General features: G+C 44.3%; 10 protein-coding genes. 6 read left to right on the plus strand and 4 right to left on the minus strand.

The features are described 5' to 3' along the window. Positions 1–240: 240 nt before the first annotated feature. Positions 241–1,899: a serine hydrolase gene (locus KS2013_RS00635; RefSeq protein ID WP_068988399.1), complete on the plus strand. Its 1,659-nt coding sequence runs from the start codon at positions 241–243 to the stop codon at positions 1,897–1,899. Positions 1,900–2,001: 102 nt separating this feature from the next. Further along, positions 2,002–4,725, plus strand: a complete 2,724-nt coding sequence (polA, locus tag KS2013_RS00640; RefSeq protein ID WP_068988402.1) for a DNA polymerase I — start codon at positions 2,002–2,004, stop codon at positions 4,723–4,725. A gap of 359 nt (positions 4,726–5,084) precedes the next feature. Here the strand turns inward: polA and KS2013_RS00645 are convergent, their stop codons facing one another. Both KS2013_RS00645 and yihA read right to left on the minus strand, forming a co-directional pair. Continuing rightward, positions 5,085–5,957 (minus strand): TPR end-of-group domain-containing protein, encoded by an 873-nt coding sequence (locus tag KS2013_RS00645; RefSeq protein WP_068988404.1) that lies wholly within the window; start codon positions 5,955–5,957, stop codon positions 5,085–5,087. A 5-nt stretch (positions 5,958–5,962) separates the two neighbouring features. Next, a complete protein-coding gene (yihA, locus tag KS2013_RS00650) occupies positions 5,963–6,580 on the minus strand; it encodes a ribosome biogenesis GTP-binding protein YihA/YsxC (protein WP_068988407.1) in 618 nt (205 codons plus the stop codon). Between the two features lie 130 nt (positions 6,581–6,710). Between yihA and KS2013_RS00655 the strand changes: the two genes are divergently transcribed. Next, positions 6,711–7,331, plus strand: a complete 621-nt coding sequence (locus KS2013_RS00655) for a c-type cytochrome (RefSeq protein WP_068988408.1) — start codon at positions 6,711–6,713, stop codon at positions 7,329–7,331. Between the two features lie 113 nt (positions 7,332–7,444). Then, a complete protein-coding gene (locus KS2013_RS00660; RefSeq protein ID WP_068988410.1) occupies positions 7,445–8,026 on the plus strand; it encodes a DsbA family protein in 582 nt (193 codons plus the stop codon). Positions 8,027–8,028: 2 nt separating this feature from the next. Here the strand turns inward: KS2013_RS00660 and KS2013_RS00665 are convergent, their stop codons facing one another. Further along, positions 8,029–8,754 carry a DUF599 domain-containing protein gene (locus tag KS2013_RS00665; protein ID WP_068988413.1) on the minus strand — a complete coding sequence of 242 codons (726 nt, stop codon included), beginning with the start codon at positions 8,752–8,754 and terminating at the stop codon, positions 8,029–8,031. A 104-nt stretch (positions 8,755–8,858) separates the two neighbouring features. Between KS2013_RS00665 and KS2013_RS00670 the strand changes: the two genes are divergently transcribed. Next, positions 8,859–10,928: a thioredoxin domain-containing protein gene (locus KS2013_RS00670; RefSeq protein WP_068988415.1), complete on the plus strand. Its 2,070-nt coding sequence runs from the start codon at positions 8,859–8,861 to the stop codon at positions 10,926–10,928. Here KS2013_RS00670 and elbB read toward each other — a convergent pair. After that, positions 10,925–11,581 (minus strand): isoprenoid biosynthesis glyoxalase ElbB, encoded by a 657-nt coding sequence (gene elbB, locus KS2013_RS00675; RefSeq protein ID WP_068988417.1) that lies wholly within the window; start codon positions 11,579–11,581, stop codon positions 10,925–10,927. The genes KS2013_RS00670 and elbB overlap by 4 nt on opposite strands. Positions 11,582–11,728: 147 nt before the next feature. On the opposite strand from elbB, the gene KS2013_RS00680 reads away from it, so the two are divergent. Next, the gene (locus KS2013_RS00680) at positions 11,729–16,291 is read left to right on the plus strand and encodes an EAL domain-containing protein (RefSeq protein WP_068988419.1); all 4,563 of its coding nucleotides are present in this window, start codon (positions 11,729–11,731) and stop codon (positions 16,289–16,291) included. Positions 16,292–16,399 lie beyond the last annotated feature (108 nt).

Below are 16,399 nucleotides of genomic sequence, written 5' to 3' on the forward strand. Positions count from 1 at the left end.
GTTATCCACAGAAAGTGGGTGCTTGTGGAAAAAAGAAACAAATACCGAAAAGCAAAGATACTGTAATTAATAGAAAAGATCCAATCTGTTGGATAAGATTTAAATGCCGTAAAGTTATAGGGAATATTATGGGCCTTAAGGCGTTAAGCAACATAGAAAGAGGGGTATTTACCTCAATGAATTAAAGCCTACTTTAGTTGTAAAGAGGGTAGGGATATAAGATAGAAGGAGTATAAAAGCATGTGGAATAAAATAATAAAAGCAACTAATGCACTAGTGGTGGTGCTCTGCCTCATAGGGCTGGCTAACATTTCTCTGGCGGAGGCCCGGGAAAAAGGACCCAAGAAAGCACAGATGCTGCAAACGGAGCTTGATCCTTATTTTGAAACACTTGCCAAGAGCAATCGGTTTATCGGGGAAGCTGCAATTTACCAATCCGGCAATGAGTTATACCATACAACTATAGAGCCGGATGGCGAACAGTCCATCCTTACGGACAAGCACTATAAATACAAAGTAGGTTCAATAACGAAAACCTACACCGCTACCGTTATATTACAGTTAATCGAGGAAAACCGACTTAGTCTGGATACCAAGCTGTCAGAATACTATCCTAACGTAGCAAATGCTGGGGCGATTACGGTTGAGCAATTATTAACTCATCACTCAGGCATACATAACTATACTGCTGATGCTGACTTCCTGACCTACCACGAGAAGCCACAAAGTAAGACGTTTCTATTAGATAAAATTGAAAGCTTTAAGCCTGACTTTAATCCAGGAGAAAAAGCTCAGTACAGTAATAGTAACTACTTGCTGTTGGGGTACATCATTGAAGATATTGAAGGTAAGTCATACCAAGATGTACTTCTTGAGCGGATCATTGAGCCGCTGGGATTGGATGACACTTTTGTTGGCGAGGCCATTGACCCCGAGAATGAAGAAGCATATTCCTACCAGCTGGCCGAGAAATGGAATGAAATTCCCGAGTGGGATATGTCTGTGGCATTTTCTGCCGGAGCCATTGTGTCTACTCCGGAGGAGCTTGACCGTTTTATTTCAGCGCTATTCAAAGGAAAATTAATATCTGATTCTAGTCTGAAGAAGATGATTAATATTGAAAATGGTTTCGGCAAGGGAATATTCGAAACTAAATACGAATGGGATGATAAAGAGCTGCAGGGCTATTGGCACAACGGTGGAATCGAAGGCTTTATTTCCCATCTTGCATACTATCCAGATGAGGATTTAACCATTGTGGTATTAAGTAATGGACTCAATTACGATATCCGGGCCATTTATAATGTCATGCTGGACGCGTACTTTGAACAAGACTTTGATACGCCGGAGTTTGGGAAAGCGGTCGAAGTACCGGTAAGCGAATTGGAGAAATATACTGGAAAGTATGAAAGCAAGACTCATCCACTGGATATCACTGTAAGTTTGTTAGGGAATAAATTGTATGGCCAGGCTACTGGACAGGGAGGCTTTCCTCTGACGCCTTTGGGGGAGGGAAGGTTCGAGTTTGCCAAAGCGGGAATTGAAATACGCTTTGACGACAATAATAACCAGTTCGAGATCAAGCAGGGCGGACGGGCAGATATTTTTAACAAGGTGGAAGATACTGTTGAGCAGGAAAGTGTTGAAGTTCCAATAGAAACCTTGAAACAGTATGTGGGCATCTATCAGTCTGAATCATTTCCTCTGGATCTGGAAGTTATGATCAAGGATGGTTATTTGCATGCTCAGGCAACAGGGCAGCCAGCATTCCCCCTGACAGCGGTAAGTCAATATAAGTTTAAGTTTGATATGGCCAGTATCGTGATTGAATTCAGGCCAGAGCAGTCAGAATTAACCATCACGCAACGCGGTATGCCAAGGGATATGTACAAAAAGTAAACCAGCAAAAGCCTCCGTTTCGGAGGCTTTTTTTATGGGTATATAGGATTGATGCTGAAGTTGCGTTACACTTAATTCAACTTCAAAAAACACCCAACAAACATGTCAAAACAGCAAACTCCTTTTATTCTCGTGGATGGTTCCTCGTATCTTTTCCGTGCTTATCACGTGCCGCAGTTACAGCGGATGACGAATTCTGAAGGGATGATGACTGGCGCCGTTTTTGGTGTGATTAATATGCTGAAAAGCCTGATTAAGGAGTATGACCCTAGTCACATGGCGGTGATTTTTGATGCTAAGGGTAAAACCTTCCGCAATGATCTGTATCCGGAATATAAAGCTAACCGTCCGCCAATGCCTGAAGACTTAAGACAGCAGATTAAACCCATCCATGAGATAGTGAAAGCCATGGGTTTGCCTCTTCTGGTCATAGAAGGAGTAGAGGCGGATGATGTCATCGGAACCCTGGCTAAGCAGGCTTGTGCCGAAGGGCGTGAAACGTTGATTTCAACGGGAGATAAAGATATGGCACAGCTGGTAAGCCAGCATGTGACCCTGATTAATACAATGGATAAAAATAACCCAATCACAGATTATGATCGGGTTATCGAAAAGTTTGGAGTAAAGCCAGAACAAATCATCGACTATTTAGCATTGGTCGGAGATAAAGTCGACAATATCCCCGGGGTCAATAAGTGTGGACCTAAAACAGCTGTTAAGTGGCTGAATGAGTATGGTTCGCTGGAAGGTGTGATGGAAAATGCGGATAAGGTTGGTGGAAAAATTGGCGAAAACTTGCGCGAAGCACTGCCTCAGCTTCCTTTGTCCTATGAGCTGGCCACCATCAAATTAGATTGCGATTTAGAATACAAGCCTGAAGACTTGACTTTAAATGAGCCAGACTTGGTTGAATTAAAAGAACTCTACGGAGAAATGGAGTTTCGTCGATGGTTGACTGAAGTGTTAAAAGAAGGCGGTGAAGAAATTAGCGAAGAAGAAGATCAGGAGTCCGCCATTGATCGAAGTAAGTACGAAACGATTTTAGAACAGAAGGACTTCGACAAATGGATGGAGAAACTAGGGAAAGCTGACTTGTTTGCTTTTGATACAGAAACCACTAGCTTGAATTACATGGAAGCACAGTTGGTTGGTATGTCCTTCGCATTGGAAAATGGTGAGGCGGCCTACCTGCCTTTAGCACACAGCTACATGGGTGCGCCAAAGCAGCTCGATCGCGACGAAGTGCTAAAAACAATGAAGCCATTACTGGAAAGCGATGAGGTCAAAAAGGTAGGACAGAATTTAAAATACGATATGAGTGTGTTAGCTCGATATGATATTAAGCTCGGTGGTGTTGAGTATGACACAATGCTGGAATCCTATTGCTTAAATTCTGTTGCCAGTCGCCACGATATGGATTCGCTGGCGCTGAAGCATTTGAACCATGCCAATATAAAGTTTGAAGAAATAGCGGGTAAGGGGAAGAATCAGTTAACATTTGATCAAATTGAGCTCGAAAAAGCTGCTCCTTACGCGGCAGAGGATGCCGACATCACCATGAAGCTACACCAGAAGCTGTGGGATGAATTAAAAAAAGAAGAAGGCCCGACACAGGTCTTTCAGCATATAGAAATGCCGCTAGTGCCAATCCTCTCCAAGGTTGAACGCAATGGCGTTTTAGTAGATGGCAAGCTACTCTTGGACAAGAGCCAGCAGTTTGAAAAGCGACTGAAGGAAATTGAATCAGAAGCGTTCGACCTGGCCGGGAAAGAGTTTAATTTAGGATCGCCTAAACAGTTACAGGCGATTTTATTTGAAGAGCTGGAGCTACCGGTAATCAAGAAAACACCAAAGGGGCAACCATCGACTGCCGAGGAAGTGTTGCAGGAGCTGGCTCTTGATTACCCCTTGCCAAAAATGATTTTGGAGCACCGTAGTTTAAGTAAGCTAAAGTCCACCTATACAGATAAGTTGCCACAGATGATCAACCCGGAAACAAAGCGGGTGCATACATCGTATCATCAGGCTATCGCAGCAACGGGTCGTTTATCATCAACAGAGCCGAACTTGCAGAATATTCCAATTCGTTCAGCTGAGGGTAGAAGCATTAGAACTGCGTTCATTGCGTCCGAGGGTTGTAAAATTATGGCTGCGGATTATTCGCAGATTGAGTTACGAATTATGGCGCACCTGTCACAGGACAAAGGGCTTTTAAAGGCGTTTGAAGAGGGGTTGGATGTGCATGCAGCTACCGCCGCTGAAGTCTTTGATGTGGCCTTGGAAGAGGTGTCAGATAATCAGCGTCGAGATGCGAAGGCAATTAACTTTGGATTGATTTACGGCATGTCAGCATTTGGTCTGGCCAAACAGATTGGCACAGATAGAAACACGGCGCAGGACTATATCAACACCTATTTTGCTCGTTACCCGGGAGTGGAAGCCTATATGGATAACACTCGGGAAAAAGCAGCGGATAAAGGGTACGTAGAAACGCTGTACGGTCGTCGCCTGTACCTACCAGAAATTCACTCGAAAAATGGCATGCGTCGTAAGGCTGCTGAACGGACTGCGATTAATGCTCCGATGCAGGGCAGTGCTGCAGATATCATTAAATTGGCGATGATTGAAGTCGACCAGTGGCTGCAGGACCAGCCTGGAATCAAAATGATCATGCAGGTGCACGATGAACTGGTGTTTGAAGTAGAAGAAAAGTATTTGGATGAGGCCAAGGAAAAGGTTCCAGAGCTCATGGCAGGCGTAGCGGAACTATCAGTTCCATTAATCGCAGAAGTCGGTGTGGGAGATAACTGGGAAGAAGCGCATTAAATTAAGGTGCGCTATTTATCGTTTTTCATGTGACATAATGCCGTTTTTTGTAGTGAACATCGGTTAACTTCACACTTTGAATATATCTTTACACAACCTTACAAAAAATCCTGAAACAAACCACCTGAAAGGGGGTCTATTTTAATGAGCACATTGAAGTGCTCCCCGCGACTCCCTCCTTTCAGCGGGACTTTGCAATTTGGCCTCCCCAAGCTGAATTGCGTATTTGGGGTGGTTCCTATGTTCCCTCAGGCCACCCCTTTTTTTATGCCTGAAAGAATTGTGGAGCCCCGTAGTAATTAATAAAAAGCCTGCTTAAAGCAGGCTATTTGTATGAAGAGTATATTGTTTATTTAATATTAATTTTGTGGCAATAGTTCCTGGAACTCTTCAAGTTTATGGAGATCTCTAAAGGCGGGCTCTCTATCCAGTTCATCAACCAGTTTAGGTGCTTTTTCAATGGCTATCTTAATATCATTTATAGCTTCCTGAGTAGCACCATTAGCAGCGTTAGCACAGGCTCGCTGCCAATAAGCCAGACCATAATCTTCGTCCTGCTCGATGGCGCGGTTGGCTAGACTGAATGCCCACTCATTTTCACCAAGCTCAAAGGCGGCATCAGCTTTATAAATAAGTGCCTCAATATCCTCGGGATTAAGGGCCAGGATTTCATCGTACAGTTTAATTTTCTGGTGCATGTTACTTTCAAGGCCAGCTCGCATCCAGATTGAGTGAACTTCATTGGCCTTGGATATCTCTTCCTGCGCTGTAATGATTTCCTGAGAACGCCGTTTTACTTTATTCTCAAGCTCTAATAGCCTTTCTTCATACTCGCTGGTTAGCTCGTTGATTTTAGTTTCTACCACTTCGTTCAGTTTACTTTTAACATCGCGCATCGAACGCCAGCCCATTAAGACTAAAATAGAGGCTGCCGTGGTAATAATGATGAACATGTTATTTAGGGTATCGGCCGTATAGCGGATGGCACGGTCAGAAGCATCGAGTCGAGCGTGAGCCACTTTCTCTTCAACGTCAGCTCTCAACGCTTGCTGATCCTGGCGCACCGCTTTCAGTTCATCGAGAATGTAACGTTCAATCAGGGGTTGGTAGTTACTGGTTTTCTCAACAGCAGGTTTTTGTTTTTCTGGTTGTTGCTGCTCCGCGGCTATCGAGGCTGCAGCATAAAGAGTAGTAAATACTACCAGCAGAATGTTCACGAATTTTTTGATCATAGCCGTTAGTCCTCTGGCTCGGTGCGTATCTCTGGGTTAGCGTACCATGCATCAAGTTTTGCGAAAAGCTGATCAAGGCCATGTTTTTTTGTGGCTGAAAATGCCTGGACGGTCGCCTCTGGGTGAATAGCATTAAGCTGCTTTTTGCATTGTAGCAATGCCTTTGATTTAGCTCCCTGCTTCAGCTTGTCAGATTTACTGAGAAGGCAATGAACTGGCAGGCCAACATCGTGCGCCCAGGCCAGGATCTGCTGATCAGTATCCTTGAGGAAATGTCGAATATCCATCAATAGAACAAGCCCGCGTAAACAGCGGCGTTCCTGGAGGTAACGAGAAAGCTCTTCCTGCCATATTTTTTTAGTCGACTCCGAGACCTTGGCGTAACCATATCCTGGCAGATCAACAAGCCTGGCATCATCGGTCAGGGTAAAGACATTAATGAGCTGGGTGCGGCCAGGGGTTTTGCTGGTTCGAGCCAGACTTTTTTGTCGTGTGAGAGCATTCAGTGCACTCGATTTACCGGCATTAGAGCGCCCTGCGAACGCGACTTCGATGCCTTCATCAGAGGGTAGCTGGTCGAGTTTGGCCGCTCCGAGCAGGTATTTGGCCTGTTGATAATGCATAAATGTGGATTTTTTGCCTTAGGGTATTGGCATTTTAACGGTTAGTTCCCTATAATTCACCGAGCTTTTCGATTTATTTTGTCAGCGGTTAAAAAATCGCGGCTATTTTATTATTTTAGTAGGTAACCGAATGAGAAAGTTAGCTATTTTTGCTTTTGTTTTTGTAGCGTGGAGTGCTCCTGGTATTGCTGGTGATGCAGCTAAGGGTGCTGAATTAGCAGCAACGTGTGCGGCTTGCCATGGTCAGGATGGTAATAGCAGCAACCCTATGTGGCCTAAGCTTGCGGGACAAAGCGAGAAATACCTAGAGAAACAGCTTCATGACTTCCAGGCTGGTATTAAAGATCAGTCACAAGGTCGTTATAACGCTTCTATGGCAACGCCGATGATTTCTGATTTGAGTGATGAAGATATTGCTGATTTAGCAGCATATTTCTCAGAACAGGAAACTCAGATGGGCGCAGTGAAAAAAGAATTCTTGGACCTTGGCAAGAAGATTTACTTCCAGGGTGATGCTGAGCGTAAGGTTCCAGCATGTAGTGCATGTCACGGTGCAACAGGCCAAGGGCTGAACTTGGCTGGCTACCCTGGTTTGTCAGGACAGCACCCTGAATATACTATTAGTCAATTAAAAGCGTTCTCACATGGTGAGCGTAATAATGACGCGAATGGTGTAATGCGAGATATTGCGATTCGCATGTCGGATCAGCAAATTGAAGCTGTTGCTCATTTTGTACTAGGCTTGCACTAATTGACTTGCAATAAAAGCAGGGTTCAATGTAAAAAGGCGACGTAGAGTCGCCTTTTTTGTGCCAGAATTCATTGGATAGGTAAAACAGATCATTAGGTTAGGAATACAAACAGATGTATAAGTTCTTACTCATAGTTATATTAACCTGGGCTTCTTTGGGGAAATCAGCTGAATTCAAGTCCGGGGAGGATTATTGGCAGGTCAGAAGTGGTGATAGTGTGGCCGTAGCTGAGGGGGACAATTTATTTTTTACCTGGTGGGGTTGTGACTCATGTCGCCAGATTGAGGAAGAATTATCACAGCAGCTCGAAGGTTTTGAAGTGGTGCCTTTGATTGCTCGTCAGGAATGGCGGCCTGCGGCAAAAGCATTTTATGTGATGAAGATGCTAGAAGGTAATCCAAATGCAGAAGATGTCATAAAGCAGCGTATAGAAGAAGGTACTTTGGACCCTAAAGATCAAAAAGCATTATTTGATGCAGTAATTGAGCTGGGCTATGACAAGGAGCAGGTGGCTGAGTTACTGGAGGATAGAGATCTATATGGTCGAATCGATCAAGCCGTTGCGCTGGCAGAAAATTATAATATTCAATACGTACCGACAGTGGTGGTCAAAGGGCGTTTTGCTACCGATGCAAGACACACAATGACCGTCAAAAAGTTCGGTGAAGTGCTTGAGTACCTTAAGACTCTGTAGCGCTAGCCGTTATCGCTGAGTTGCTTTTCATTGCTATGGTGACTGGCGTTATAAAGCGCTGCAAGGGTAGCCGAGTAGAACTCTCGGCGGTATAAAACAGCGACAACAATGCTTGCAGAAACCATAAAAACGATAGGATTAAAGAACCACCCCAGTGTCGCCAAGGCAAAAGTATAGGCTCGAAGCCCATAGTTAAAAGAGTTTGAGGCTCTACTTAATAGCCAATTAGTTTGTTTGATATAAATACTCTTGTCCTTGCTCGAATCGCTTTCACTGGGGGCGGCACCAAAGAGAACAATAGCAAAGTTATATTGCCGCATGGACCAGGTAAATTTAAAAAAAGCATAAGCGAAACTCACCACCAGAATCAGAATCTTCAACTCCCATGCAGCGCGCGAGTCAATTTCTATCCAGGGCAATGCTTCCAGCAGGGGTATGGCTTTGTCTGTTGAGCCAAGGACTGTCAGTAAACCAGCTATGATAAAGATAGTGGTGGAAGCAAAAAAGGTTACGTTTCGCTGCAGGATGCCAATACTGCTAATATCAGCCATGCGCATTTCACGGGAAATCATTCGCTCTAACCACTCAACCCGATTAGCCTCAAGTTGATTTGCTATGGTGGAAGTGCTTTTTTGTTTAAAGCGAGCGAAGTAGGTATACCCAATCCAACAGGCCAAAAACCAGATAAAAGCTATCCAGTCTAAGAACGGCATAAACGATAAGGTCATGTTAGAGATAATTTCGCGCTAAGGTTGCATTGTTTGGATTAAAAGTGCCATGCTTTAACATCCAATACAAGCGAATATTATTGATAACTGGTATTAGGACAAGTATGCGAAATACGTTAAGTCAGGCCAGCAGTCCTTATTTACTGCAACATCAGGATAACCCCGTTCATTGGCAACAATGGACAGATGAGGTTATAGCAATAGCGAAGGAGCAGGATAAGCCGATACTGTTATCTATAGGATATTCGTCCTGCCACTGGTGCCATGTTATGGCGCATGAATCGTTTGAGGACGATTCGGTAGCTGCCGTAATGAATGAGCACTTTATTAATATTAAGGTGGACCGCGAAGAACGCCCTGATATTGATAAGACGTTTCAGCTGGCGCATCAGCTACTGAATCGACAGGCAGGTGGCTGGCCTCTAACAGCAGTATTGGATCCACAAACCCTGATCCCGTTCTTTAGTGGAACCTATTTTCCGAAAGAAGCAAAGTTTGGCTTGCCTGCATTCACTGATCTACTTAACAGGATAAAACAGGTTTTCGATGACAAAAGAGATGACATCGTTGAACAAAATGACCGGTTAAACGAGGCAATAAAAACAATCGCTAAGGGCGCATCACATTCTGATGATGAAATTAGTAGCCAGGCAACGAACTTTCTTTCGGCTACAGCGGATAGAGCTGATAAGAAGTTTGGCGGTATGGAGGGAGCGCCCAAATTCCCGCAGGCTGCTATTTGGGAGGCCATGTTAAAACTGATACCGAGCAACTCGTTCAGCTCTGAACAGAGTGATGAAGCGGCTGAAATTTTACGCGAGACGTTGACAGGCTTTACACGCTATGGCCTTTTTGATCATCTTGGAGGAGGTTTCTTTCGTTACTGTGTTGATGAGCGCTGGGAAATCCCGCATTTTGAAAAAATGTTATATGACAATGGGCAACTGTTGAGTCTGATTTCACAGGCAGGGCATTATTTTGCTGATGGAGATTTAATGCAAAGTGTAGAGCTGACTCTATTATGGCTGAAAGAACAGATGCTATCGCCGGAAGGTGGGTATTACTCCGCATTGGATGCCGACAGCGAAGACCAGCAAGGTCGAAGCCGTGAAGGCGCTTATTACTGCTGGAGTGATGGGGACTTTGATGTGCTCGGCAATGAAGAGCAGGATTTTGCAAAAGCTTACTACGGACTGGATAAGCCGGCGAATTTTGAAGGCGACTGGCATTTACAAACTAAAAATCACTGGCGGCAGGTTGCTGAAGATAGAGGATTTCATGAAAAGCAGGCGCCAATATTGATGGAGTCGGCACGGCAGCAGCTAAAAATGATCCGTGATAAGCGCCCTTTACCTTTCCGTGACGATAAAATACTAACCTCGTGGAACGCACTGGTGATGCAAGGGTTATTGCAGGCAAAGCGGGCAGGAGTAAGAACAGACATTGATGAATCCATTCAGTCGATAAAAGGGTTTTTTAGAAACTGTGTATGGCGAGGAAATGAGCTTTTTGCCTGTTACAAGAATGGGGCTGCCTATCAGGAAGGGTTTCTGGATGATTATGCTTATCTCGCAAAAGCATTGGTGTTGTCATTATCAGATAACTTTATTCAGGCGGACTGGGTTTGGTTAAAGCAGCTCTGTGATGAATTATGGCAGCAATTCGCAGATCAGAACCAGGGAGGCTTTTATTTTACTTCTGATAATCATGAGACGGTGATTGCCCGTCATAAAACTTGGAGCGATGACGCTATGCCGAACAGTGCCTGCCAGGCATTGGAAGCGGTGTGGGTGGTCGCGGAGATGACGGGCGATACCAAGCGGCTAGAGTTTGTCGAAAAGAGCTTAAAACAGGCTGCGACTGAAGCAAAGCAGTCACCACTTCAACATTCTTCGGTGATTCATTTAATAGAGCAGTGGCAACAAGGATTGGAAATGTGGGTGCTGCGGGGAGAATCCGCGGAAATGGTGTCGTGGCAAAGATATCTTAAAACAGGCCTTAATCCATACCGTTATGTTTTTGCAATAGAGGCAGGAGTGAACGATAAATTACTGGAAGTGAAGTTCCCAGCAGCAGATGTCATGGTTGGATATTGCTGCCGAGAACATCAATGTTTTCCCGCTGTAAGGGACTTCGAGTCGTTGAAGGCCTTGTCCAGCGGGGATGAGGATTAGCCTAACATGCTAACCATTTTGTCTACTAGTTTGTTTATGCCTTTAGCAGCTTCAGATATGCTGCCCGCCAGCATATAGGCCGGGGTGGTAACCAGTTGCTTGTCTTCGTCAACCACAATATCATCGACCTGACAGGCAACGTGAACACCGCCCATTGCCTCAATTGCTTTAGCTGTCTCTTCATCGTTACCGATAGTAAGTTTGGTGCCCTTGCCAAAAATTAAGGGCAGCATTGCAGGTGCGATACAGACAAAGCCAACAGGTTTCTTGGCATCAGCAAAGCCCTGAATGAAACGAACTAGCTCTGGGTTAACTGCACAGTCACTCCCTTTCACAGCAAAGTCAGATAGGTTTTTGGCCGCTCCAAAACCTCCGGGTAAGATTACTGCATCGAACTCATCCGCTTTTGCCTCGGCCAGGTCTTTGATTTCGCCACGGGCAATCCGAGCAGCTTCAACTAAAACGTTACGGCTTTCACCTTCGGCCACTTCTCCCGTAAGGTGATTAATAACGTGCATTTGCTCGATATTCGGAGCGAAACACTGATATTCTATATTATTGCGCTCGAGAGCTTGCAGCGTAAGAACACTTTCGTAGATTTCTGCGCCGTCGAAGACACCGCATCCAGATAGCACTACAGCAAATTTTTTCATGGGAGAACTCCTTATCATGAGTGTTACTATAGATGATAATATAGATATCATAATAATTTAAGGCTGAGGGTTTTGATTTTTAATGCTATTTAGTTGAAACTAATGGCCAGAATTTAGAGGTAGATTTTCTACCCTCAAGGAACGTAAATGCCAACAGCAAAGTTAGGTCAGTTGTTATATTGGGTTATTATCTGTGTGTCACTCTCGTTAGCTGGCACTGCTTCAGTACGTGCAGACTATGCGCCCAATGCTTTGCTTGAAGGAGATCTCTCACAAAGCACGGTTACCTCTATTGTCGAAGACCGCTATGGTTTTCTATGGATAGGAACAGCCGACGGGCTCAACCGTTTTGATGGTTACGCTGTTAAGATTTTTAATAAGCAAAATAGCCAACTACCCAATACAAGTATTCGTGATCTGGAAATTGATCAGAACGGAGACCTATGGATTGCAACACAAAATGGCGTGGCTTTGTTTGAGCAAAACACTGGTAAAATCATTAATTTTTATCACAATGCCCAAGAGCCTTTTTCTATCGCTGACAATTTCGTAACCAGTCTGGCGATGGATGAAACCGGTGGCATGTGGGTCGGAACCTACAGCGGTCCCTCATACTATGATCCAAAGATAAAAGGTTTTAAGACCCTTCCAATCATGAAAAGTCGTCGGGTTCCTGCTCCCCTGATTGAAGTCAGTGACATGATGGTCGATAGTCAGCAACGAGTATGGCTGGTAACTACAGCTGGTCATCTGGCTCGTTATAATCGAAGTTTGGAGCATTTTGACATCATAGAGAATAACTTTGTCGCAGGTATGGGGACTGTAGATTCTGTGGTTGAGACCCCTGATGGAAAGTTATGGCTTCTTTCATCAAATCTAGGCTTGATTGAGTTTGACCCTGTAGAGCAGACATATCAGCCGAAGAATCTGACAGACTTAGGGCTCACACATAATGACATGACTTTGAATCGTCTCTACTTCGATCGTAAGCAACGGCTATGGGTAGGTACGGAGTCTAATGGGCTATATACAATAAAAGAAGGAAAGGTCGTCGACCATCATATTTATGGTAAACCTGGTTCGGTTGGCAGCAACAATATCAACGTTCTTTATCAGGACAGCAGTGACATATTATGGATAGGGTCTTCGACTTATCTTAATAAGATCAATCCCAATGCTATTAATTTTACGCATATTGATCACCGCGAGAGTGAACAGGGAAGGCTTAAAGGAGAGGTTACCTATTCAATTTTAGCTACAGATTATGACCATTTATTGGTTGGTAGTGATACTGGTGGTTTAACGGTTCTACCAAGGCAAGGAAGCGAATCTCAGCCTCTTGACTTTGAACTTCCACAGCAGCTGAAGGGAAAAAATATTAATCGACTGCTTCCTATCGGTGCGGGGCGGCATTGGTTAATAGCCGAACGTTCTATTTGGATTTTTGATGAATTGCAGCTTGAGTTTGAACTGGTTTTCCAAGCTGCAGATGCCCAGGATTACTTCATAACGGGACACTACGATGGTCGTTTTCTATGGTTAGGTACAAAAAGGGGACTATGGCGGCTCAATAAAGACAACTCCTTAAAGAAGTTTCGTTTAGTAGATATCGATTTTCACAGAGATAATCGTATTAATGTACTTCTTCCTGATAAAAACAATGACGATTATTTGTGGATTGGATCGGATAGCGGCGTTTATCGATTCAGTAAAAGTAATGAAATATATATATCTTTAAATAATCTTTTTGCGGACCTGCCGACACAGGCTGAAGACATAGTGTTCAGCTTGGCGATGGACGATGCATCCCGCTTGTGGATTGGTACTTTCGGAGGTGGTCTGATCGTTGTGGATCTGATCAGTCAGAAGTACACCGTTTTGAATAATGCTGTCAGTAATATCCATGAGACGATCTATTCGCTGGTCAAAGATGAAGGTGGAAGCATCTGGGCTGGAACGGGTGGCGGCTTATTCAGAATCGATCCCAATGACTTTAGCCTTTCCCATTTTTCGGTGACGGAAGATCAGCCGATCATTGAGTTTAATACCGGAGCAACTGCTAAAGATCGGCAGGGAAATTTATATTTTGGTGGCATGAATGGAGTGGTTTACTTTAACCCGCAGGCATATAGTCGTGATGACAAAGCTCCAACCCCCGTTATAACTGACATATTAGTGAACAACAATTCCATTGTTGTTGGCGAGCAGTATAGGAAGCGACTCTCGAAGCCTGCAAATATTGCTGACCAAGTTGTAATTTATCCAGAGGATACGGCTGTCAGCTTCGATTTCTCAGGTTTCAATTTCACCGATCCCTGGAATAATCGCTTCAGATATAAATTGGAAGGCTATGACGATAACTGGACAGAAACCGATGCTAAAAGCCGACGTGTTACCTACACAAACCTGAAGCCTGGCCAGTATCGCTTCATGGTCAATGCGGCTAATAAAGATGGGCTTTGGAGTGAGCAGCCAGCCGAGATAGATGTTGAAGTCAAAAACCTTGCCTGGCTGTCACCATTTGCCTACACCATCTATGGTTTTATGCTAGGTCTGATCATTCTGGCGTTTTCATACCTGATCTGGGCGCGCATGAGAGAGCGTCAGTTTGCAGCCCAGCAACTTGCTGAAAGTGAGGAACGATTAAAGCTGTCGCTTTGGGGTAGCGGTGATGAATTATGGGATTGGCAGGTGAATACCGGAGCTTTGCACCTGTCGAATGAGTGGCCATATGATTTTCCAAGAGATGGTATTCGAAGCGGTTATTCGATGGCTAACTCCAATATCCACCCGAATGATCTGCCTTATGTTAAACAGGCGTTAAACGCCCACCTGGCTGGCAAATCATTACACTTCGAGAGTACGTACCGCATCAGTAATGAACAAGGTGGATGGATTTGGGTACTCGATCGGGGAAAAGTGGTATCCCGCGATAGTGAAAATAAACCGCTACGGATGGCCGGGACATTGAAAAATATCAGTGATTTAAAAGACACTGAGCAACAGTTGAGCATGGTTGTTAAATCATTCGATAACATTTCGGATGCTGTCTGGATTCTGGACGAAGATTACGTATACATAGCTGTAAATAAAGCCTATACCAAGATTACTGGCTACGAAGCAGAAGAGGTTATCGGTCTACCGATTAAAGATACTTCAATTGTGGATGCTCCGGAACAATTCGTTGAGGATCTGAGAGAAGTCCTTGAACAGGAAGGAAGCTGGAGTGGAGAGTTAGAAGCGTTTCGTAAGAATGGGCAGGTTTACCCAATTGAGATAAATATTGATGTGGTTCGAGACAGCGACGGTAATATCATTAACTATGTAGGTGTTTTTTCGGATATTACCTTCCGTAAAAAGGCAGAAAAGGAGTTGCGAAGACTTGCAACCGTTGATCAGCTGACAGGTTTGCGTAATCGGAGTAGCTTTAAACAACGTTTTGAAGAAATTTTAGCCTTATCCTCTGAAACCGATCAGCATGCACTGCTATTTATTGATCTGGATAACTTCAAGAGAATTAACGATTCGTTGGGGCATGGTGTAGGTGACGAGTTATTAACCTTGGTTGCAAGAGCACTGCTTGAAATCACATCTGATAATAATGGTGTCGTGGCCCGTCTGGGAGGCGATGAATTCACTGTGGTTCTAACCGATGTAGACACCTGGAGTCAGCCTGCGAAATACGCCCAGGCTATTCTGGAGTTCTTCTCAAAACCACTGAAGCTCACGAACGCCGAGGTCGTGGTATCGCCTAGTATCGGTATTGTGATGTATCCTGAAAACGGAGAAAGTGCCGAAGAGCTGCTTAAAAATGCCGATATGGCGATGTATTACGCCAAAAAGAAAGGCAAAAATACCTACCAATTCTATACCCGACAGATGAACGAGCAGGCGCAGCTTAGAATAAATTTGGAAAGTGAGCTACGTCAAGCGATTGAGAAAGATGAGTTTGTCGTTTTCTACCAGCCCAAGGTTAGCTTGGAAACGGGTAAGATAACCAGTATGGAAGCCTTGGTTCGATGGCGTAACCCCAATCGGGGACTGGTGATGCCTGGAGAGTTTATCCCTCTGGCTGAGGAGGCGGGATTTATTATTCCTATCAGCCAGAAGGTCATTGAAAAAACCTGCTTACAGCTGAAAGACTGGAAGAATCGTGGGATTTATGACGGTAAAATTGCCGTTAACCTGTCAGCTGTTCAGTTCTACAGCGAGAACCTTTGGGAGACAGTCAAAAACGCGCTGCACATTGCAAAAATGGACGCCTCGGCCCTGGAGTTTGAAATTACCGAAGGCATGGTGATGCAAGATTTAGCCCACTCTATACAACAGATGCGGAATCTCAAGGAAATGGGCATTAGCCTTGCTTTAGATGACTTTGGTGTAGGCTATTCGTCATTAGGAAATTTAAAGGACTTCCCAATTGATACCCTGAAAATTGACCGCTCCTTCGTCTGGGATCTGGAAGATTCGGAACGGGATCAGAAATTGGTTGCTTCTATTGTCACGTTGGCACATAACCTGGGTATTAAAGTTGTAGCAGAAGGTGTTGAAACCGTTTTACAGGTAGATGTCCTTCGTAAAATGGGCTGTGAAGAAATTCAGGGGTACATTTTCAGTAAGCCGGTCCCACCTTGGGAAATGGAAGCTATGTTGAGCGATGAAAATACCAATTTAGAGACCGTTTTATACGAGATGGAAGAGGAAGAATAGGGTTAAGCTTCAGCTTTTGCTGCCAAGGCCAGTAAAAAAACAGGATTTTGAATAAAAAACAGCCAATTTATTTGATTGGCTGTGCACGGTTTGAGACAATAAGCGCCC

This window comes from Kangiella sediminilitoris (assembly GCF_001708405.1).
GTDB lineage: Bacteria > Pseudomonadota > Gammaproteobacteria > Enterobacterales > Kangiellaceae > Kangiella > Kangiella sediminilitoris.